This window comes from Sedimentitalea nanhaiensis DSM 24252 (assembly GCF_000473225.1).
In the GTDB taxonomy this organism is placed as follows: Bacteria; Pseudomonadota; Alphaproteobacteria; order Rhodobacterales; family Rhodobacteraceae; genus Sedimentitalea; species Sedimentitalea nanhaiensis.
In genome coordinates, this window is the sequence record NZ_AXBG01000027.1 from 40,892 (window position 1) to 60,519 (window position 19,628).

A 19,628-nucleotide genomic window follows, 5' to 3' on the forward strand; every position below is an offset into this window, starting at 1 on the left:
CTGTACCAGAGAAGAGAATATATATTTTCTTGGGTATCTGTTCTCCTCCCAAGCAACGATTTCGTCGGAAACACGCTCAGCAATCGATATACACGTTTCCACGGTTAACCCATGCTTCGCCTCGAGAGATCTGCATACTCGAAAGTGAAACACATCAAGGGTCGTGTACATATGCAGAAACCGTGCCCGCCCGATGTCAATAGCACCACTTTTCGGCAGATAACCAAGATTTTCATAATACCCCGTCTTATGGCGCTCAAGATTTGCAATGCAGAGCACTTCTTGCTCAGTCAAGTACATGTTCTGAAATTCCTTGTTTTTTAAAATATCCAATGCAAGACTTTAAAAACATTTAAGTTTTTCGAAAACTTGGCGAAAAATTTCTACGAAACCCTGACGCTCGACCTGCACCTGCGCGTCGTAGGTATAAACGGGAGATAAACGGCACGCACGCCGGGTTAGGCCGGTTTCAAGCCCGAATGCTGCAGGGTGCGCCGGTTCCGTTCCAGCACAGGAGATCCGGATGCCGGACACTTCCCCGATCCTCGCCCTGCCCTTTCTGATGCCCAGCCAGGCGCAGAAACACGTGACCCACAACGAGGCGCTGCGGCGGCTGGACATCCTGGTGCAGCTGCGTGTTACCGCCTTCGATGCCACCACCCCACCTTCCGATCCGGCCGAGGGCGAGGCCCATGCCCTGGGGGCCAACCCGGTGGCGGCCTGGGCCGGACGCGCACGGGAACTGGCCGTCTGGCTGGACGGGGTCTGGCATTTCCTGGCCCCACAGGAGGGATGGCGCGCCTGGGGTCTGACCGAGCGGCAATTGCGGGTCTGGACCGGCAGCGAATGGATCGTCCCCCCCAGCAACGCCGACAACCTGCCCGGGCTGGGCGTCGGCACGGTGTCGGATACCAACAACCGGCTGTCGGTCCGCTCGGAGGCGACGCTTCTCAGCCATGAAGGCAGCGATCATCGGCTCAAGATCAACAAGGCGGCGGCGGCCGACACGGCCTCGGTGCTGTTTCAGTCGGACTGGACGGGTCATGCCGAGATGGGCCTGGCCGGAAACACCGATTTTGCGATCAAGCTGTCAGAAGATGGTGCCACCTGGACCGAAGCCTTGCGCTTTGATGCGGCCAGCTGCAGGGCGCAGGGTGCCGCGGTCCAGGCCGGACCCCAGGACGCCACCCAGGGACGCTTGATGGTGGTGGGCGGTTTTGGCCTGGGTACGCAGGCGGCACCGGTCCTGAACGATCTGGATGCCACCGACAGCCCGTCCGGTTTTTATCGCCTGACGGCGGCGACCCTGAACCGGCCCGCCGGGGCCGGCGACGGGGTGGTCTGCATCCAGCGCCATGACAGCGGTGTCTTCGCGCAGCAGATGACGCTGGAGACGGGCGAGACCCGGCAGCGTTTCTACAGCGGCGGCAGCTTTACCGGCTGGTCCACGCAATATGGCAGCGGCACTCTGCTGGGAGAGGTCAGCCAGGCAGGCGGGAGCCCCACGGGAGCGGTGATCGAACGCGGTTCAAATGCCGCCGGAGATTATACGCGCTTTGCCGATGGCACCCAGATCTGCAGCCGGACGGTGCGGCAGACCGGGCGGGATCTGACCAACGGGTATGGGGCGCTGTACCGCTCGGGGAACCTGCTGGCCGGGGAGACCGAACTGCCCATGTCCTTTGTCAGCACCCCGGTTTTCACCGCCTCGGTCCGGGTCGACAATTCCGCGACCATGTTCGCATGGGGTGGAACCGGCAGCACCGACACCCTGCCGCCGATCCTGTTCGGAGTGTCGCCGTTTGCCATCACCAATCGGGACATCACCGCCGACATTCTGGTCACGGGGCGCTGGTTCTGATCTCGGACCGTTCGGCAGACAGGGTGCGTATCGGTCCCCGATGATACCCCTATATCGACGGAGGCGGCGATGGCCGTCTCCGTCCAGACGCTTTAGCTGCGCGCATAGACATCTTCATAGCGGATGATGTCATCCTCGCCCAGATAACTGCCGGTCTGCACCTCGATCAGCACCATCGGCACCTTGCCGGGGTTCTCCATCCGGTGCACCGCGCCCAGCGGAATATAGACCGACTGGTTCTCGCTCACCAGTTTCACCGCACCGTCCACCGTCACCCTGGCGGTGCCCTCGACCACGATCCAGTGTTCCGAGCGGTGGTGGTGGCTTTGCAGGCTCAGCGCGGCACCGGGATGCACCACGATGCGCTTGACCTGAAAGCGCTCACCGATCACCAGACTTTCGAACCAGCCCCAGGGGCGGTGATCCTTGGGAAAGCTTTCGGCCTGCTTGGCCTGCTTGGCCTTCAGCGCCGCCACCGCCAGCTTCACATCCTGTGCGCGGCTCACATCCGCCACCAGAACCGCGTCCGGCATTGCCACGGCGATGATGTTGCGCAGCCCGATTCCGACCACTTCCAGCGCGTCATCCTCGCTGCGCAGCAATGTGTCGTCGCAATCCAGCGCCGTGGCATTGCCCGCCGTCGCCACACCACGCTCATCCGGGCCGGTTTCGCGCCAGACCGCATCCCAGCCGCCCAGGTCGGACCAGCCGGCGGCATAGGGCACCACGCTCAGGTTGTCGGCCCGCTCCATCACCGCATAGTCGATGGAAATGTCATCCACCTGCGCCCAGGGTTCGGGGGCCAGCCGCAAAAACCCCAGATCGGGCTGGCCCTGATCGACCGCCGCCTGCACCGGGTCCACCAGGTCGGGCGCATGGGCGCGAAAGGCCGCGATGATGGTTGCGACCGAAAACAGGAAGATCCCGGCATTCCACAAATAATTGCCCGCCGTCAGCATTTCGGCGGCACGCGCCGCGTCGGGTTTCTCGACAAAGCGGTTCAGGGCCAGCGGACGGGCGGCAAAATCACCCGGATCCTCGGCCAGTTCCAGATAGCCATAACCGGTTTCCGCATGGGTCGGCTTGATCCCGAACGTCACCAGCTGCCCGGCCCGCGCCGCCGGAACCCCGGCCAGCACGGCGGCGCGAAAGGCGGCCGCATCCGGCACCACATGATCAGAGGGCGCCACCAGCATCAGCGCCTCCGGGTCGGATTTTTGCAGCCACAAGGCCGCCGCCAGCACGGCGGGCGCAGTGTTGCGACCCGCAGGCTCGATCAGGATCGCCGCCGGGTCCACCCCGACCTCGGCCAGCTGTTCGGTGACGATGAAACGGAAATCGGAATTGGTCAGCACCATCGGCGCGGCGAAATCCGGCCCCGACAGACGCGCGGCACTGGCCTGAAACAGGGTGCTGTCGCCGATCAGCGCGGCAAACTGCTTGGGATAGCTTTTGCGCGACAGGGGCCACAACCGGGTGCCGGAGCCGCCACACAGAAGAACGGGGGTAATCATGCGGATCAGACTCCTGTTATCTGGGACAGAACGCCCCTGCATATCTTCTGAATTGGGTCTTCGTTTCAACCCGCTATTTCCCGCAGGACGTGTTGGTTTTTGCGCCACAGCCCTGCCAGCTGATAGAAATGCCGACCCTACCCGGGCTGCTTTGCACCGTGAATCCGCACTTTTCCGCGCCATTCTCGCCCGGCCAGCGTTCTTGACCTCCAAAGCCTTGCCACCCCGCCGCTGGCGCATTTAGGCTGCGCCTGCAAACTCCATGACTTGGATAGATCAAGGTAATACCGTTTCACTTGCAACTGGCTGGTGGTTTCGATGGCATCATCGGTCAGTTTAAGGCCGAAGTCATAAACTCGCTCGGGCCATGGAAATCCATGGGCCAGGTCACATGTGAGACCCTGCAATGGGGAAGCTGGTACAACACCGAGCGGCTACGCGGCGCCATTGGCCACCCGCCGCCCAAAGAAGCGGGGAACGCATTCTACCCGATGCATGAATACCCTAGTACTCTTAAAAACGCCGCTTAAGACTTGAATAAGAAAGCCTCTCGGAAACCCGAGGCGGTTCAGCGCTTGTTCGGAGCTACGCCCTCAAACAGAAGTTCATAGCGCCACACTACCCGTAACAGAACGGCATGATCGAGCGAGTGATCCGCACCTTGAAGGAGCAATTCGTTCATCGTCAGCGCTTCGAAAGCATCCAATACAAGATCCGCGCAATCGGTGACTGGATCAACTTCTGCAATCACAAACACAAACGCCCGCATCAGGTGCTGGACATGAAAACGCCTGCTGAGGCATATGCAATAACAGCTTGATCTGAGCAGATTCAGATGAGGCATAACAAGATTGCATTCAACACTCGGTTACCTGAACCCCAACCAGTTAAGGAAAGGAACCCCGCGCCCTGGCCAAAACACGCTGCCTTCGAGGGCCAGCCTCAGGGAGGCACTTCAAAATTTACCGCTTTTCTGTCTGCTTGCAGTCCGGATATCTCAACCCTCGTAAGCAACGTACGCGCCGACAATCCGTGATACCTACTTTCACAGGCCTGTACGTAGTAACTTGAAAACTCTCATACCCGGAACCGTCATGTCTAAAACCAGTTTTTTCGTGCTGCAAGGTCTCGCATGGCCTGATCATCTGATCTCCTCCGAACGCGATCTGTTTTTCAAACTAAGCGACGGAGCGGCATTTTCCCAAGAACGTCATGAGATAGTATGCCCTCGCCAAGCGCTGGCACGGTTCGACACTTACGCTAATCTGTTCAATATCGGAAAGTGGCGTCGACACTGCGATCTGCGCGATCTCTCCCTGTCATTGACAGGCGATGGTGAGTTCGAACTGGTGATCTTTCTTGTTTCCCCAGAACGGTCTTGGGGACGCGTTTATAATGACATCGTCACCCTACAGCCTGGCGAGGATTTTGTTGCCGATATTCAAAATATCCCCAACTTTCCCGACACAGGACTGCTATTTTTTGAGCTACGCAGTCTTTCAACTCGAGGCGTGATTCAGGATGCGTCTTGGCAGACACGGCAGCCCCCGGTACGTACGCCAGAACTCATGCTTTCCATCACGACCTTCCGCCGAGAAGCTGCCGTCCAAGAGGCGGTGGCGCGGTTCGAGGCATTCCTTAAAACGACCCCCCACTCTCGGCACATCCATCTGACCGTAGTCGATAACGGCAACAGTGCAAAAATCACCAACACGCAGCATGTTACTGTATTGCCGAATGAGAATTTAGGCGGTTCCGGCGGGTTCGCGCGAGGACTGCTTGAGGCGAAGCACCGTGAGGCGAGCCATTGCCTGTTCATGGATGATGATGCTGCGGTCCAAATGATAGCGATCGACCGCACTTGGATTTTTTTAGCCTATGCGACAGACAGTAAAACTGCTGTTGCCGGTGCGGTTGCCAACTCCCAACACAAATGGAAAGTCTGGGAAAATGGTGCGCTTTTCGACCATGTTTGTCAGCCACAGCAAATGGATGTGGACCTGCGTGACGCTTCACAGCTCTTTGCAATGGAATTCGCCAGCACCCAGGAAAAACCGCGCAATTTCTATGCTGGATGGTGGTATTTTGCTTTTCCCGTCGCACATGTTAAAAATATGCCATTCCCATTTTTCGTACGTGGCGACGATGTCAGTTTCAGCCTGGCAAACGAATTTCGAATTGTTACCTTGCCTGGGGTAATGTCCTTTCAGGATGAAGATTTCTCAACAAAAGAGTCTCCCCTTACCGTCTATCTCGACCTGCGCAGCCATCTGGCCCACCACCTTTCTTTGCCTGAGATGGAGATCGGTCGGAAAGGGATACTGAAAATCATGGCGAGGTTCTGGATGCGCAGCTTTCTGGCCTGTCATTATGAAACGCTGGAAGCTGTTCATCTGGCCCATCGTGATGTTCTTGCTGGCCCTGAGTTCTTCCGCGAAAATGCCGATCTCTCCACCCGGCGCAAGGAAATTGGAGACCTGACTAGGATAGAACGCCCGAAAACGTTCCAGGATACGAATGCGTTAAAAGCACGTTCACGGGCCTGGATTCCTGCGTCTCGCCTTTTGCCACGGTTCATGATGAAGGTAACCCTTAACGGTCACCTGCTCCCCGGTTTTAGGTATGTTTCCAACAGGATCGTATTGCCAGATCAAAAGCGAGGGCAGATACGTCCGATATGGGGTGCTTCGGAAATCTCATACATCTCGGCAGACGGCGCGCGCAGCTATACGGTCCATCACCACAAGGGGAAAGCCTGGCAGACGACCAAGGCCATTTTAGGAGATATGCTCCAAATGTGGCGCGGTTATGAGGCTACGCAAGAAAAATGGCGCAAAGGATACGATAGCTTGACGGCCCAGAGTTTCTGGGAAAACCGTCTCAATGTATCCCCGGGCGGCGAGGCAGATACACGAGAGGGATAGCGACCCGGGCGGTATCGGCAACCAACCTGCGCTGTGCTCCCCGCCAATGATGCCAGTCGCGCCACCTGGTTCGCAGAAACCCGCTCACCCTGATTACGTAGGAGAGTGTTGCTAAGTACGGGGCAATTGGATTTCGGCTGTGATGTTACCAATGGTTTTGGATGTCAGAAGTTCCAGAATTTTGTCAGTTGAAAGTCCGTCTTTTGGGGATCAGCCCGATGATGAACTGGCGGCGAGTTCTGGTGTCAGCATCGACTGCGTGAGTTCACGGTATTATTCAGGTGGCGATGGACTGGGAGAGCATTTATCTGTTTCTCTTTGACATCCACGCGGTGCGATACGGGTCATTTGAACTGCATGCCTCCAATCCGGATGTTTCACTGCAGGAATTTGAATTCCGCGACAACGAGCGGTTTTTTTATGTCTATGACATGGGGGATCACTGGGAGCACGAGACCCGTGTTGAAGCGATTAACCATGGACCCTGTCGCTGTCTGTCCAAGCTTGTCGGATCCCTGTTTCATTTTAATTTTAATCGTGAGAGGGCCTTCATGAAGATATTGCCATTGAGGTCGGGTCGGGTTTTGCCGTTAAAGGCCACATGAACGATCAGGCCGGGCCAGAAGGGGCAAAGACAGCATGAATATTCTCTGTGTGGGCGCGGGGCTTTCGGGCGCGGTGATCGGGCGGCATCTGGCCGAGGCGGGGCACGCGATCACCGTCGTGGACAGCCGCGGCCACGTCGGCGGCAATTGCCATACCCAGCGCGATGCCGACACCGGCGTCATGGTGCATGTCTACGGGCCGCATATCTTTCACACCGATGACGCCGAGGTCTGGGACTATGTGAACCGGTTTGCCGCGTTTCTGCCCTATAAGAACCGGGTCAAGGCGACCACCGGCGGCGCGGTCTATTCGCTGCCGGTGAACCTGCACACGATCAACCAGTTCTTTGGCAAGACCCTGCGCCCGGACGAGGCGCACGCTTTCATCACCGGCGAGCAGGCCGACACCAGCATCGAGGATCCGCAGACCTTTGAAGAGCAGGCGATGCGTTTTGTCGGCAAGGATCTCTACGAGGCGTTCTTCAAGGGCTACACGATGAAGCAATGGGGCTGTCACCCCAGCGCGCTGCCCGCCAGCATCCTCAAACGCCTGCCGGTGCGGTTCAACTATGACGACAATTATTTCTTTCACCGCTTTCAGGGCATGCCCGAGCAGGGCTATACCGCGATGATCGAAGCGATCCTGGATCATCCGGGCATTGCCGTTCGGCTGAACACGGTGTTTGAGCGCGCCCAGGCCGAGGCCTATGACCATGTGTTCTATTCCGGCCCGCTGGATGGCTGGTTCGACTTTGAACTGGGGCGGCTGGGCTACCGCACACTGGATTTCGAGCGTTTCACCTATGACGGCGATTACCAGGGCTGCGCGGTGATGAATTACGGCGAGGTCGAGGTGCCTTATACCCGCATCACCGAGCACAAGCATTTCGCGCCGTGGGAAGAGCACGCCGGGTCGGTGTGTTACCGCGAGTTCTCGCGCGCGGCCGAGCCTGAGGACATCCCCTATTACCCGATCCGGCAGGTGGCGGAAAAGGCGCTGTTGTCCGATTACGTGGCCCGCGCCGAACAGGCACAGGGGGTCAGCTTTGTCGGACGCCTTGGCACCTATCGCTATCTGGACATGGATGTGACCATCCGCGAGGCGCTGGACGCGGCGCGCGCCTTTGCCGCCCATGCGCAGGACGGCACAAAGCCACCGGCCTTTTTCACCGCGCCGCTTTAGAGCGTTTGCGCCCCCATCGTCCGTCATGGAGAAGAGAATGAGCACCCAGCCCATCCGCCCCTTTCACCTGGCCTTTCCGGTCGACGATCTCGAGGCCGCGCGCGGTTTTTACACCGGGCTTCTGGGCTGCGGCGAGGGGCGCAGCTCGGAGGCCTGGATCGATTTCGATTTCTTCGGCCATCAGATCGTGGCGCATCTGGCCCCCGAAGAGCTGGGCGAAACCGCAACCAGCGCGGTGGACGGCCACGGCGTGCCCTGCCGCCATTTCGGCCTGGTGATGGATATGGACGACTGGCAGCAGACCGCGGACCGGCTGACCGAGGCGGGGGTCGCGTTCGTGATCGCGCCCTATGTGCGTTTCAAGGGCGAACCGGGCGAGCAGGCGACGATGTTCTTCAACGATCCGGCCGGCAATGCCATCGAGCTCAAGGCCTTCCGCGACATGGATCAACTGTTCGCCAAATAACCGCCGGCCGCCCCCCGGCTGGATCGGGCTGCATCAGGGCGGGTCCGCCTGTAACAGGGCCGCGATATCGGCCCGCAATCCGGGGCGGGTGTCGTCGATCGCGCTGCGCAGCGCCGGGTTGGCGGGGGCGTTCAGAAAGGCCTGCGCCCGATCCGCGAAACCGGGGCGCAGCTCGGGGTGCAGGTGGTCGTGAATCCAGCCCAGCAGCCCGACGGTAAAGCGGGCAAAGGGCAGGGGGTCAACGCCGGTTGTCGATATCTCGTCGGCGATCGCCGTCAGCGGCTCGAACACCCGCAAGCGGTCGGGCCCCAGCGCATTGGTCAGCCGGTTGCCGCCGGGGGTGACGAAATGGATCGCCGCGATACGGTCGCTGGCCAGGATCCGGCGGGCATTCAGAAAGCTGCGCCAGTGCAGCTCGATATCTTCGTGCACCGGGATCCGGGAACAGCGGATGCCATGATCGCGCAGAAAACCGGTGCGGTAGATCTTGTTCCAGGGATAGTTGGCGGTCTGCACCAGCTGCGCCGCGGCTGCGGGTCCGACCGGGGTCAGCGCGCCGATATCGCTGCCGGCGGCGCGCCACAGGGCGCGGTCGTGGGGATCGGGCCCCCAGTAATTTTCCTGTTCGCTGCGGCTGTCGTGATGGCGGAAGATGCAGAAATCGAAATCCTGCCCCTCCAGATCGGCCAGCAGCAGCGGCAGTTCGCGGGTCGGCAGGTCGTCCGCATCCAGATACAGCAGATAGTCGGTCTGCACCTGCGCCAGCGCGGCATTGCGCGCGGCACCGGCCCCCAGGGCGCTGTCATGGCGCAGCAGGGTCAGACGCTCGGGCGGCAGCCCGGCGGCGGCGCAGAGATCGCCCTGTTGCAGGGGCTGCTCCGAGCCGTCGTCCACCACCACGATGCGGGTTGCGCATCTCAGTTCGCCCAGCAGGGCCAGCAGCGGGTCGCGGTCATTGTGCACCGGGATCGCGACGGTCAGATCCAGCGCCGCGCTCATGCGGTGAACACCCGCAGGTCATGCAGGTGCCAGCACAGGCTGACGGTGGGCAGGAACAGCACCAGCTCGCGCCAGGGGGCCAGCGGCGGCACCCGGCGCCGGGTCGGCAGGTGCAGCGCATCCACATGCGCCACCGGGTCGGTGCGGGTCAGGATGTGGCGGTCAAAGAAGGCGTCGGAAAATCCGCCCTCCGGCCCCCCCGAGCGCAGGCAGGGGTGGATGACATGGGCCTGGGGCGCAACCCCGGTGCAGGCGAAGCCGAAATAGGTCAGCGGGGTCAGATCGGGCAGATCCAGCGTCAGGTGCAGCGCGATCCAGTCGCCGCGCCCCGCCGTGGCGATGTCCAGCTCCAGCAGCCGCCCGGCGGGCGAGCGCCAGCTGCCGCGCGCGCCCAGGGCAGGGTCGGCCAGCAGGGCAAGACCGGGCGCGAATTCTGTCCGGTCGGTGATCTCGCCGACGATGAGGTCGTCGCGCAGCGCGGCAAGGGCAGGGGACATGGCTGGAGGCCTGGGTTGCTGTCAGTTGTCTCTAGGTGGACCATGACATGGGCATCGTCCAGAATTTTCCCGTTGGGGTTCCGTCCGGAACGATATCTCCTCCCGGATGTTGAGAGCTCATTTAAACGCAGGGAGTTACTGGCCGTGAGAGCGGCCAGTAACCCAATTTGTTTGAGAAATTGGGGGAAAATGCAGTTAAAATGGAGTGAGATATACACCCTCGCGCCACATTTATCTCCCAATCTTACCACGCTGCTAAGGCCAATTCATCTTAAGTTGATCTTTGGGTGATGCAGGAAAATGGTGGCTTCGGGAAAATTCGCTGTCGAAAATCAGGCGGAGATCAAATCCAGTGTGATCGTTGCCGAGGATCATTTCGGATCCAATGTGGTCACGAGCTACGATGAAGATTTCTCAAACGCCGAATCTCTCATGAGTTCGCTTACGCAAGAGATCGGCATCCAGACGCTTCGCTATCCCGGTGGTGCCGTGACTGAGTTGCTGTTCGACATGACAGACCCAAACGCAACGGTGTCCCATGTCAATCCGGAAGAAGCCCTCCTGCCAATGGATGCGTTCTTTCAGGAGGCGGCGGCCAAGGACATGGACGTATCCATGGTCTTGCCGACCCGGATGGCTTTCGGGGAAAATGCTGCGGACGCGATGATCGATGGCTCCTATGGCCAGAGAGAAGACATCGATCCAGGGTACTTGGAAAATCTGCTGGCGTTCGTGGTAACGGTTGTTGAGGAGGCCAAAAAATACGGCGTGACCCTGGCCGGCTTTGAACTCGGAAACGAATTCTGGGCCAGCGGACAAATGACCGCAGCGGAATATGGTCGCGTGGTGGGAGGCGTAACCCCAGCGCTACAAGAAAAATTGGCGGCGCTTGGCGAGCCGGATGTTGATGTCATCGTCCAGACCCATTCCTCTGCATCGCGCCTGTATTCCCCAAAGGACGACATCACGGTCTATGTCGGGACCAAGCACGGCATGTCCTGGGCCTTCACAGAAGGAGATATCCAGAAACAATATGGCGGTGTGCCGCCCGACGGTTGGGTAAAAACCACCGTGGCGGGTCAAGGTACGGCCTATAAGCAGTTGTTCCAGATGGCGGAGGAAATCAACAAGTTCGCCGATGCGCCGGATGCGATTGATGGGCTTGTGCAGCACTATTATCAAAGCTCGGGCTTTGCAGGCGTGGATCAGAGCCATGATTTCTTCTTTTCACAGTTTGGTAGGTTGGAGGAGATTCTCGATCGCTCGGAAACCGCCGAACCGATGGAATTCCATGTCTCGGAATGGAACACGAATGCACGAAATGCCGAGCAGAACAGAGGTTCGCAACATGCCTCAATGATGGTCGAAAACTTTTTCGAAATCGTCACTAACGGCATCCAGTCCGCTCATATTTGGCCGCTCACCTTCGATACCACACAGGCGATAACCCTGCTTTCCACGGACGGAAATACAGTGACGCTGTCTGGCGAAATGTTTCGACTGATGTCTGATAGCTTGGTTGGCCTGACCCCGGTTCTGGATTGGGCAGAAGAGGGGATACTTGACGTTCATGGTTTCGCAGACGAACATCGTAGCGTGTTCTTCGTTTCGGAAAGAAGCGGTTCCGACCAAGAGAACCTTTCTCTGACCTTTTCCGATTTGCCCTTGCCAGAGCACTTCTTCGTCACGGGAACTGAATTGTGGGACAATGGTGCGGGCGGTGCGGACCCACGCGCGAAGGCCGCTGTTCTGTACACGGACGGGAAGACCGGGTCATTTGGTTCCCTGGATTTCGACATACATGCGTGGGCAAATCTCAGGATTGAAATAACTGAAGTCGGGTCGACGGCAGACCATGTCGTTGGTCGTGGTGGTGATGACACCATCATGGGCTTTGGCGGTGATGATATCCTTGAGGGCGGCACTGGCAACGACCGCATCTATGGCGGGAGTCACGACGATACACTCTATGGCGGCGACGGCAATGATCGCGTCTGGGGCGGCTGGGGGCGGGACAAGGTCTATCTGGGCAATGGGGATGATGTGTTTTTTGACCGTGCGCAGGGCGGCTTTGCGGGCGTGGATACGGTGTTCGGCGGCAACGGCAACGACACCTTTCACGATGGCGGCGGCAATGACGTATACCATGGCGAGGCCGGTGCGGATCTGTTTGTCTTTTCATCCGGACACGGCAGTGACACGATCACCGATTTCACTCCGGGCCAGGACAACATCCGGCTCGATATCCCTGATCTGGAACTAGCCGACCTTGTGATCATGGCCAAGGATCAGGGGACATTAATTGACACTGGGGAGGGCACAGTATTCCTGACCGGTCTGGATCCGACGGATATTATGGTCGACAGCTTCTTGTTCTTGTAGTTGTGAAGCAAAGCTCCGCGGTTCCTAGGTGTTTGATACCACGGTTTGATGGTGCGATCCTTTCGCAGGAATAGAAGGAAGCCATATGGGATAAGTTCGTCACGGGAGCGCCACGCACTGTTCCCCAGCAGGCGATTTGCAAGACAAATCTGCCGGGAGGGCACGTACGCCGTCAGAGCTGCAATACAGCGATCCACTGCCCGGCAGGGCATTGCGCAGCAATGTCCCGTGTATGGACGCCCCCGGGGTTGCAAGCGGCTTCTTTGACTTTGGCAACAGCACTGCGGTCGAGTTCCTTCGTGTATCCGGCCTCTGGTTGCGACCTTCAACGTCGCGGGCCCTCATGGTGAGTTCGAGGAACAGGTCCAAAACGAGAGGCCGTAGTATAAGCTACTCGGGACATTACTGGTTTTCCCATTCCTGATCTCGTCGACGCTTTGCCATGACCTCCGTTCAGAACCACCGCACCCCAGCCTGCCTTCGCACTCAGGCGTTGGCAGGGGTCTCGTAGACGCCGCCATGAACCATGATCGCCCATGCCATCCGCGCCATCTTGTTTGCCAGCGCAACTGCAACCAGCATTTTAGGTTTGCGAGCCAACATACGGGCCAGCCACGACCCATCTGGCGCGCCGCCGCGCTTTTGTGCGGCTTGGATCGCGGACATGGCACCGATGATCAGCAAACGCCGCAGGTCGCGCTGACCCATTTTTGATATCTTGCCCAGCCTTGTTTTACCGCCCGTAGAATGCTGGCGTGGTGCCAGCCCGACCCAGGCTGCGAAGTCGCGCCCCTTGCTGAACATTTCTGGCGGTGCAGCCAGCACGGCAATCGATACCGCCGTCACCGGGCCGATCCCCGGCATGGTCATCAATCTGCGTGCAACATCATTGTGCTGGGCAACCTGGCGGAGCTGTCGTGTCAGAGCATCAATGCGATCGCCTAGCCCGGCGATGAGATCGAAGAATATCTGGCAAAGGCCGATGACTTCAGGTGGCAAGTGGTCTGCATTCTCAGCCACAGCTCTTTCCAATCGAGGCAGATGCTGAGGGCCTTTCGGCGCGACAATTCCATGCTCAGCCAAATGCCCGCGCAATGCGTTGATTGTCTGGGTGCGTTGCCCGGTCAACAGGTCGCGGGTCTTGAGTACCATCGACTGCCCTTGCTGCTCGGTGGTCTTGGCCGCCACAAAACGCATGGTCGGCCGCGACGCTGCTTCAGCGATAGCTTCGGCATCATTCGCATCGTTCTTTTGCCGCTTCACATAGGGTTTGACGTATTGCGGGGCGATCAGCCTGACATCGTGACCAAGTCTGGAAAGCTCCCGGCTCCAGTGATGCGCCCCCGCGCAAGCTTCCAAAGCGATGATGCAGGGCTCAACCTGATCAAAAAACTCCAACACACGACCGCGCGGCAGCGCCTTGCTAAAAACCTTCGATCCGTCTTTGGCGCAGCCATGTGCGTGAAACGAATTCTTGGCAATATCCAATCCTACAATGCTAACCTTTTTCATGGGCGCTTCCTCCTAGTAGCACGTTTCGACACCGCTACCTTGGCACAACGATGCCGTGAGGGGGCGTCCACACCATCAAGAGGGGCACTTCGCTCGCGCAGCTGAGCAAGGAGTTGGGCATCAATCCCAAAACCGTCGCGAAGTGGCGTAAGCGTGCGACGGTCGAAGATTTGAAGACCGCCGCTTCTGCCACCCTCAGCTTCAACCGGTGCACCTCGACCTGCCGGCAGACCTCGGCCAGAAAATTGTCGTAAACTCGGGGCCGGTGTCGTGTTTGTTGTGAAAGGCGCAGTTTCACATACACGCCCAATGTGAGGAACCCCAAGCCCTCCCGAATATTGAAAGGGCGGAACGGATGGGGCCGGAAAGGGTAAGCCAGTCCTGACTGACCGAGCCGAAGTTTCCAATCAGACGCAAACTACCCTAAACCGACCCTGAAATGAGACAGGCAACGGCAATGATCAGGGTCTTCATGGCCGGGTGCGATATCAACCGGTCGCCATTGAGTTATCGCGCTCTGGCCCCGCTGTTTGAGGGGGCCGTCGAACGGGTCGCGCGCCCCGAACAGGCGGATCTCTATCTGTTCACCCGCGGTCTGGGGATCAGGGATGCGCCGCGCGATCTGGTGATGGACTGGCGCGCGCGCCGCCGCCCCGTGGTGCTGTTGTCGGAAGAACCGTTCTGGGACACCACCTGCACCCGCCGCCCGCTGGAGCGCGATATCGTCATCGACACCGCGTTTGGCGCCCTGCCGGTGGTGCAGCTCAATCATCACACCTCGGCGATTTTCCGCTTTGCGCGCATTCCCTATTACCTGCTGACCAACAACCGTTTCGTGAATGCCTATCGCTGGCGCTTTGCGCGCAACGCGGCCCGTGGGGCAGGGCACTGGAAACGCGCCTTTGCCGACAGGGCGGTGGATCTGACGTTCATGTTCGAGCGCCGCATGGGCGCGCCGTATGACGGGCGCTGGCCGGCAGGGGACACCATTGCGCTGTGCGACTGGCGCAGCCGGATGGCGCTGGCCTGCGACACCGGCGCGGTCGAGCGGCTGGGGCAGAGCTGGCAGGGCGGGATCAGCCGGTTTCAGCTGAACAACTGGCATTTCGACAAGCTGATGCGGCTGGACGATCACTGTCGCAGCATGGGGGCGATCGAGAACACCCATCAGCCCGGATATCTGACGGAAAAGCTGTTTGATGCCTTTGCCTGCGGGGCGCGGCCGCTGTATGTCGCCGGCCCCGGGCATCGGGTGCACGATCTGGGCCTGCCGCCGGCCGCGTGGCTGAACCTGTATGGGCTGAGCCCGCAAGAGGCCGCGGCCCGTGCCGCCGTGCCGTTTGTGGACGACGGGTTCCGCGATGCCTATCACGCGGCACAGGTGCGGCTGGCGGCGCTGTTTGGCGACACCGGGGCGCTGCTGGCCGAGCGCACCCGCCTGCGGGCGGCGCTGCTGGCCGAGTTGCAGGGCGTTCTGGACCGGGCGGCGGCCCTGCCGGGGGGCGATCCGTCTTGTGACCCAGGGCAATCCGCCGTATCGAAGGGCACCAGCACGAGGTGAGCATGAGCAAGACGGCATTGATTACCGGGGTCACCGGGCAGGACGGATCCTATCTGGCGGAATTCCTGCTGGACAAGGGCTATGAGGTGCATGGGATCAAGCGCCGGGCATCGTCCTTCAACACCCAGCGGGTGGATCATATCTATGAGGATCCGCATGTGGACCACGCCCGGTTCCAGCTGCATTACGGCGATCTGAGCGACACCTCGAACCTGACCCGGATCATCCAGCAGGTGCAGCCCGACGAGGTCTATAACCTGGGCGCGCAGAGCCATGTGGCGGTCAGCTTTGAGTCGCCCGAATACACCGCCGATGTGGATGCCATCGGCACATTGCGTCTGCTGGAAGCGATCCGTTTTCTCGGGCTGGAGAAAAAGACCCGGTTCTATCAGGCCTCGACCTCGGAACTGTATGGCCTGGTGCAGGAGACCCCGCAGACCGAGACCACGCCGTTTCATCCGCGCAGCCCCTATGCGGTGGCCAAGATGTATGCCTATTGGATCACGGTGAACTACCGCGAGGCTTACGGCATGTATGCCTGCAACGGCATCCTGTTCAACCACGAGAGCCCGCGCCGGGGCGAAACATTCGTCACCCGCAAGATCACCCGCGGTCTGGCCAATATCGCGCAGGGCTTGGAGCCGTGCCTGTATATGGGCAACATCGACAGCCTGCGCGACTGGGGTCATGCCAAGGATTATGTGCGCATGCAGTGGATGATGCTGCAACAGGCGCGTGCAGAGGATTTCGTTATCGCCACCGGCAAGCAATACAGCGTGCGCGAGTTCATCACCTGGTCGGCGGCCGAGCTGGGGATTTCGCTGCACTTTGAAGGCAACGCCACCGACGAGGTGGCCATTGTCGATGCGATCAAGGGCGGGGCCGCCCCGGCCCTGGCCCCCGGCGATGTGATCATGCGCATCGATCCGCGGTATTTCCGCCCGGCCGAGGTGGAAACCCTGCTGGGCGATCCGGCCAAGGCCAAGGCGCGGCTGGGCTGGGTGCCCGAGATCACCGCGCAACAGATGTGCGCCGAGATGGTGGCCCAGGACCTGGATGCGGCGCGGCGCACGGCGCTGCTGCGCAGCCATGGCTATGCGGTGGCGCATTCGGTCGAAAGCTGAGCCCGGGTCACACAGGAAGACGGAGACAACCGGATGGTGGCGGAACAGGACATGATGCAGCTTGCTTATCTCAACCTGTCCAGGCTGAAGGACGGGCTGTGCCGGGACTGGCTCGGGGCGGTGCTGGGCAATGCGGTGCGGCTCTGGCAGGCTGACGCGCTCGCGGCCCTGCCCGGTGCGGGGCGCGCGGTTCTGATTTATGATGCGCCCGAGGTGCAGATTGCCCCGGCGCTGCGCGATGGCGCGCCACCGGCGCAGGCGATGTCCGGCTGGCAGACCCAGGCGCAGGCGATCCTGGCACGGTGGCGGATGGGCCGCCGCGAGATATTCCTGGTCGATGCCGATGCCTTTGCCGCCGCGCCCGAGGCGCTGGCCGAGCGGCTGGCGCAGTGGCTGGAACGGCCCGCGGGGGCGGTGCCCGCCGCCGTCGGCGGAGAGGATGCGACCGGTGCGCGCGATATCCATGACATCCTGGCCGCCCATGCGGCCATGACCCTGGCGCCGCTGCGGGATCTGGCCGACGAGATGGCCGCCGGCGGGCTGTCGGGCCGCCGGCGGGCTGTCGCCCCGGTCGGTCCGCGCGGGGGATGCCGCACAGCTTGCAGCGGTCTGGGAGACGCTGAACGTGGCCGGGCAGGGGGGGGCGGAACAGACCGATCTGCTGCAATTGCAACTGAAGACGGCCCAGCAGGCGCTGGAACAGGAATACCGGGACCGGATCGCGGATCGCGATGCCGCCGCCGCCGAGCTGGCCGCCCTGCGCGCGGCGGCCGAGCTGGACCGGGTGCGGCTGGAAACCGCTCTGGCCGAACAGGCGCGCCAGATCGCCGCCCTGCTGGACGGGCATCGCGCCCTGATGGTCGAGCGGAGGGATTTGCAGGCCGGGCTGAACCACAGCCGTCAGGAGATCGACGCGTTGTTTGCCTCGACCTCGTGGAAGGTCACGGCACCGCTGCGCCGGGCGCGGCTGGCGGTGGCAGGTTCACGATGAGCGACCCGGTTCTGCTGCATATCGGCTGCGGTGCAACGCCGGACCTGACCTCCGGAGCCGCGCGGGTGGTTCTGGTCGAGCCGGATCCCGAACATGGGCCTGGGCTGCACGCGCAGGGGGATGCGCGGGTGCAGGTGATCGCGGCGGCGGTGGCCCCGGACAGCGGCCAGGCACCGTTCCATCGTTGCAATTTCGCCGCCCTGTCCGGGCTGCAGGTGCCCGAGGCGCTGTCGCAGCTGATGCCGGGGCTGACGCAGGTCGCCACCCGGCAGGTCACCACCCTGTCGCCGCAGGATCTGATCGAACGGGCCGGGGTGCGGGGCACCGGGCATATGCTGCGCTGCGATGCCCCCGGTGCGGTGGCGGATCTGCTGGCGGGGCTGGTGACGGCGGAAGCGCTGATCCGGTTCGATTCGGTGCGCCTGACCGTTGGTGCCGCGCCGCTCTATGGGCCCGGCAGCGATGCGCAATCGGTGATCGAGCTGATGCAGGGGCGGGCATTTCGGCTGATCTCCCGCGCGGACGCGGAAGATCCGGACTGGCCCGAGTTGCGGTTTCAGCGCGACGTTCTGCTGGAAAAATTGCAGCGCCGTCTGGACGCGGCCAACGCCGCCCGCGAAGCCGCCGAGGCGCAGGCCGCACAGCAGCTGGCCCAGGTCGGGAAGCTGGGGGGGCAGCTGGCGGAACAGGCGATGGAACTGGGCAGGCTGCGGGGGCAGGTCGATGCGCAGGAGACCGAGCTTGCGCGGTTGCGCGCCCTGCCCGGGCAGCTGGAGGCGCTGCAGGCCGAACGCGAGGCCCAGGCGGGCGAACGCGAGACCCGCGAGGCCGAGATCAGGGTTGCCGGGGCCAATCTGGTCCGCGCGCTGCGCCTGCAGGCGCTGGTGGCCGCCGATCTGAAAGAGCTGCAGGAGCGGCACGCAGAGTTGCAGGCGGTCAAGGACAGCCAGGATGCGTTGCTGGGCCAGCTGGCGCTGCAGCTGGGCGATGTCTCGGATCATCTGCGCCGGTTGGAGCCCGCGCCCGACAGCCCGCGCCTGAAGCGCGATGCGGGCCAGGATCGGGATAGGGCGGGGAAGGGCGGGACATGAGCGATCCGGGCGATCTGCGCGCGCGCATCGAAACCGCCCGGGCGCTGCTGGCCGCGCATGACAGCCAGGCGGTGCTGACCCCGCGCCTGGCCAAACCCCTGCCCGATCTGATCGCCCAATGCCGCAGCAGGTCCGAAACCCAGACCCGGGCCGAACCGGTGCGCAGCCTGCATCATTTCGCCTGCACCGGCGGTACGGTGATTGCCCGTCATCTGGGGTTGCAGCCCAATACCGTCCTGCTGAGCGAGATCGATCCGCTGAGCCGATCCAGCAACGAGCGCCACAAAAAGCCGTTCGCGCCGACCGACCTGATCCGGCATCTGCGCTCCAGCACCCGCGAGATTCCCGACGCGGTGATCGAAGAGGTGTTCCTGGGCGCGCTGGCCCCGCTGGTGGAGCATTGCCGCAGCACCGGCCGCCGGCTGGTGCTGCGCGACCACGCGCATTCGCAGTTCTGCCAGGGGGAGGCCCCGCATGATTATCTCGCCCTGCGCGCGTTGCTGCTGCGCCGATATCCGGTGCGCTCGGTGGTGACGGTGCGCCATCCGCTGGATTCCCTGCTGTCGCTGCGGCACAATGGCTGGGTGCATTTCACGCCGCAGACCGCGGATGAATATGCCCGCCGCTATCTGGCGTTTCTGGACGCCTACGAGGGGATCGAGATTTTCCGCTACGAGGACTTCACCGCCGATCCCGAGACCCAGCTGGGTGCCATCTGTGCGGCGCTGGATCTGCCGTTTACCGGGGTTCAGGAGGATCTGACGATTCTGATGCCGCTGACCGGGGGCAGCGGTCGGAGCGGACCCAGGATCCTGCCGCGCGCCCGGCGCGAGGTGCCCGACGAGATCGCCCGGCAATGCGAACAGAGCAAGCATTTCAGTGCCCTGTGCCTGCGCCTGGGATATTGAAGGCCACACC

At 61.4% G+C, this 19,628-nt stretch carries 17 protein-coding genes and 1 pseudogene; 13 read left to right on the top strand and 5 right to left on the bottom strand.

What is annotated here, in order from left to right:
- The first annotated feature begins 523 nt into the window (after positions 1-523).
- Positions 524-1,861 carry a DUF2793 domain-containing protein gene (locus NANH_RS27300; RefSeq protein ID WP_051372171.1) on the top strand — a complete coding sequence of 446 codons (1,338 nt, stop codon included), beginning with the start codon at positions 524-526 and terminating at the stop codon, positions 1,859-1,861.
- 92 nt (positions 1,862-1,953) lie between these two features.
- Here the strand turns inward: NANH_RS27300 and NANH_RS0100630 are convergent, their stop codons facing one another.
- Entirely contained in the window at positions 1,954-3,375 is a 1,422-nt protein-coding gene (locus NANH_RS0100630) for a mannose-1-phosphate guanylyltransferase/mannose-6-phosphate isomerase (RefSeq protein WP_027260314.1), read from the bottom strand.
- 637 nt (positions 3,376-4,012) lie between these two features.
- Between NANH_RS0100630 and NANH_RS27685 the strand changes: the two genes are divergently transcribed.
- From NANH_RS27685 to NANH_RS0100655, 5 genes are all read left to right on the top strand, one after another.
- On the top strand, positions 4,013-4,195 hold the full coding sequence (locus tag NANH_RS27685; protein ID WP_074920819.1) for an integrase core domain-containing protein: 183 nt from the start codon (positions 4,013-4,015) through the stop codon (positions 4,193-4,195).
- Between the two features lie 274 nt (positions 4,196-4,469).
- The gene (locus NANH_RS24995) at positions 4,470-6,299 is read left to right on the top strand and encodes a glycosyltransferase family 2 protein (RefSeq protein ID WP_051372172.1); all 1,830 of its coding nucleotides are present in this window, start codon (positions 4,470-4,472) and stop codon (positions 6,297-6,299) included.
- A 275-nt stretch (positions 6,300-6,574) separates the two neighbouring features.
- Complete coding sequence (locus NANH_RS29740) at positions 6,575-6,904, top strand: IS1096 element passenger TnpR family protein (protein ID WP_367889539.1); 330 nt, start codon at positions 6,575-6,577, stop codon at positions 6,902-6,904.
- A gap of 34 nt (positions 6,905-6,938) precedes the next feature.
- The gene (gene glf, locus NANH_RS0100650; protein WP_027260317.1) at positions 6,939-8,087 is read left to right on the top strand and encodes a UDP-galactopyranose mutase; all 1,149 of its coding nucleotides are present in this window, start codon (positions 6,939-6,941) and stop codon (positions 8,085-8,087) included.
- 37 nt (positions 8,088-8,124) lie between these two features.
- Entirely contained in the window at positions 8,125-8,553 is a 429-nt protein-coding gene (locus NANH_RS0100655) for a VOC family protein (RefSeq protein ID WP_027260318.1), read from the top strand.
- Between the two features lie 33 nt (positions 8,554-8,586).
- On the opposite strand, the gene NANH_RS0100660 is transcribed toward NANH_RS0100655, so the two are convergent.
- Both NANH_RS0100660 and NANH_RS0100665 read right to left on the bottom strand, forming a co-directional pair.
- Positions 8,587-9,552, bottom strand: coding sequence for a glycosyltransferase family 2 protein (locus tag NANH_RS0100660; RefSeq protein ID WP_027260319.1), 966 nt, complete (start codon positions 9,550-9,552; stop codon positions 8,587-8,589).
- Positions 9,549-10,049, bottom strand: coding sequence for a hypothetical protein (locus NANH_RS0100665; protein WP_027260320.1), 501 nt, complete (start codon positions 10,047-10,049; stop codon positions 9,549-9,551). Before NANH_RS0100665 ends, NANH_RS0100660 begins: the two co-directional genes overlap by 4 nt.
- A 300-nt stretch (positions 10,050-10,349) precedes the next feature.
- On the opposite strand from NANH_RS0100665, the gene NANH_RS27310 reads away from it, so the two are divergent.
- Complete coding sequence (locus tag NANH_RS27310) at positions 10,350-12,431, top strand: calcium-binding protein (protein WP_051372173.1); 2,082 nt, start codon at positions 10,350-10,352, stop codon at positions 12,429-12,431.
- A gap of 486 nt (positions 12,432-12,917) precedes the next feature.
- Here the strand turns inward: NANH_RS27310 and NANH_RS0100675 are convergent, their stop codons facing one another.
- A complete protein-coding gene (locus NANH_RS0100675; RefSeq protein WP_027260321.1) occupies positions 12,918-13,943 on the bottom strand; it encodes an IS110 family RNA-guided transposase in 1,026 nt (341 codons plus the stop codon).
- Between the two features lie 89 nt (positions 13,944-14,032).
- On the opposite strand from NANH_RS0100675, the pseudogene NANH_RS29890 reads away from it, so the two are divergent.
- The 3 genes and pseudogenes from NANH_RS29890 to gmd form a co-directional block, all read left to right on the top strand.
- A pseudogene (locus tag NANH_RS29890) lies at positions 14,033-14,131 on the top strand (IS481 family transposase); the annotation flags it as partial.
- 269 nt (positions 14,132-14,400) lie between these two features.
- Positions 14,401-15,504 (top strand): hypothetical protein, encoded by a 1,104-nt coding sequence (locus tag NANH_RS25010; protein ID WP_139236577.1) that lies wholly within the window; start codon positions 14,401-14,403, stop codon positions 15,502-15,504.
- A 2-nt stretch (positions 15,505-15,506) separates the two neighbouring features.
- Complete coding sequence (gmd, locus tag NANH_RS0100690) at positions 15,507-16,628, top strand: GDP-mannose 4,6-dehydratase (protein ID WP_027260323.1); 1,122 nt, start codon at positions 15,507-15,509, stop codon at positions 16,626-16,628.
- Between the two features lie 197 nt (positions 16,629-16,825).
- Here the strand turns inward: gmd and NANH_RS28240 are convergent, their stop codons facing one another.
- Positions 16,826-17,098: a hypothetical protein gene (locus tag NANH_RS28240; protein WP_154665547.1), complete on the bottom strand. Its 273-nt coding sequence runs from the start codon at positions 17,096-17,098 to the stop codon at positions 16,826-16,828.
- A 155-nt stretch (positions 17,099-17,253) separates the two neighbouring features.
- Here NANH_RS28240 and NANH_RS28245 point away from each other — a divergent pair, with 155 nt between their 5' ends.
- From NANH_RS28245 to NANH_RS25015, 3 genes are read left to right on the top strand one after another with little or no spacing between them, the layout of a single operon-like run.
- Positions 17,254-17,619 (top strand): hypothetical protein, encoded by a 366-nt coding sequence (locus tag NANH_RS28245; RefSeq protein WP_154665548.1) that lies wholly within the window; start codon positions 17,254-17,256, stop codon positions 17,617-17,619.
- On the top strand, positions 17,616-18,710 hold the full coding sequence (locus tag NANH_RS28250; protein ID WP_074920743.1) for a class I SAM-dependent methyltransferase: 1,095 nt from the start codon (positions 17,616-17,618) through the stop codon (positions 18,708-18,710). The genes NANH_RS28245 and NANH_RS28250 overlap by 4 nt, the downstream gene beginning before the upstream one ends.
- A complete protein-coding gene (locus NANH_RS25015) occupies positions 18,707-19,618 on the top strand; it encodes a sulfotransferase (RefSeq protein ID WP_051372175.1) in 912 nt (303 codons plus the stop codon). The genes NANH_RS28250 and NANH_RS25015 overlap by 4 nt, the downstream gene beginning before the upstream one ends.
- The last annotated feature ends 10 nt before the right edge of the window (positions 19,619-19,628 follow it).

Coding starts and splice junctions, on each gene's coding strand:
- NANH_RS27300 (WP_051372171.1), top strand. CDS start 524: ATGCCGGACACTTCCCCGATCCTCGCCCTGCCCTTTCTGATGCCCAGC.
- NANH_RS0100630 (WP_027260314.1), bottom strand. CDS start 3,375: ATGATTACCCCCGTTCTTCTGTGTGGCGGCTCCGGCACCCGGTTGTGG.
- NANH_RS27685 (WP_074920819.1), top strand. CDS start 4,013: ATGATCGAGCGAGTGATCCGCACCTTGAAGGAGCAATTCGTTCATCGT.
- NANH_RS24995 (WP_051372172.1), top strand. CDS start 4,470: ATGTCTAAAACCAGTTTTTTCGTGCTGCAAGGTCTCGCATGGCCTGAT.
- glf (WP_027260317.1), top strand. CDS start 6,939: ATGAATATTCTCTGTGTGGGCGCGGGGCTTTCGGGCGCGGTGATCGGG.
- NANH_RS0100655 (WP_027260318.1), top strand. CDS start 8,125: ATGAGCACCCAGCCCATCCGCCCCTTTCACCTGGCCTTTCCGGTCGAC.
- NANH_RS0100660 (WP_027260319.1), bottom strand. CDS start 9,552: ATGAGCGCGGCGCTGGATCTGACCGTCGCGATCCCGGTGCACAATGAC.
- NANH_RS0100665 (WP_027260320.1), bottom strand. CDS start 10,049: ATGTCCCCTGCCCTTGCCGCGCTGCGCGACGACCTCATCGTCGGCGAG.
- NANH_RS27310 (WP_051372173.1), top strand. CDS start 10,350: ATGGTGGCTTCGGGAAAATTCGCTGTCGAAAATCAGGCGGAGATCAAA.
- NANH_RS0100675 (WP_027260321.1), bottom strand. CDS start 13,943: ATGAAAAAGGTTAGCATTGTAGGATTGGATATTGCCAAGAATTCGTTT.
- NANH_RS25010 (WP_139236577.1), top strand. CDS start 14,401: ATGATCAGGGTCTTCATGGCCGGGTGCGATATCAACCGGTCGCCATTG.
- gmd (WP_027260323.1), top strand. CDS start 15,507: ATGAGCAAGACGGCATTGATTACCGGGGTCACCGGGCAGGACGGATCC.
- NANH_RS28240 (WP_154665547.1), bottom strand. CDS start 17,098: ATGTCATGGATATCGCGCGCACCGGTCGCATCCTCTCCGCCGACGGCG.
- NANH_RS28250 (WP_074920743.1), top strand. CDS start 17,616: ATGAGCGACCCGGTTCTGCTGCATATCGGCTGCGGTGCAACGCCGGAC.
- NANH_RS25015 (WP_051372175.1), top strand. CDS start 18,707: ATGAGCGATCCGGGCGATCTGCGCGCGCGCATCGAAACCGCCCGGGCG.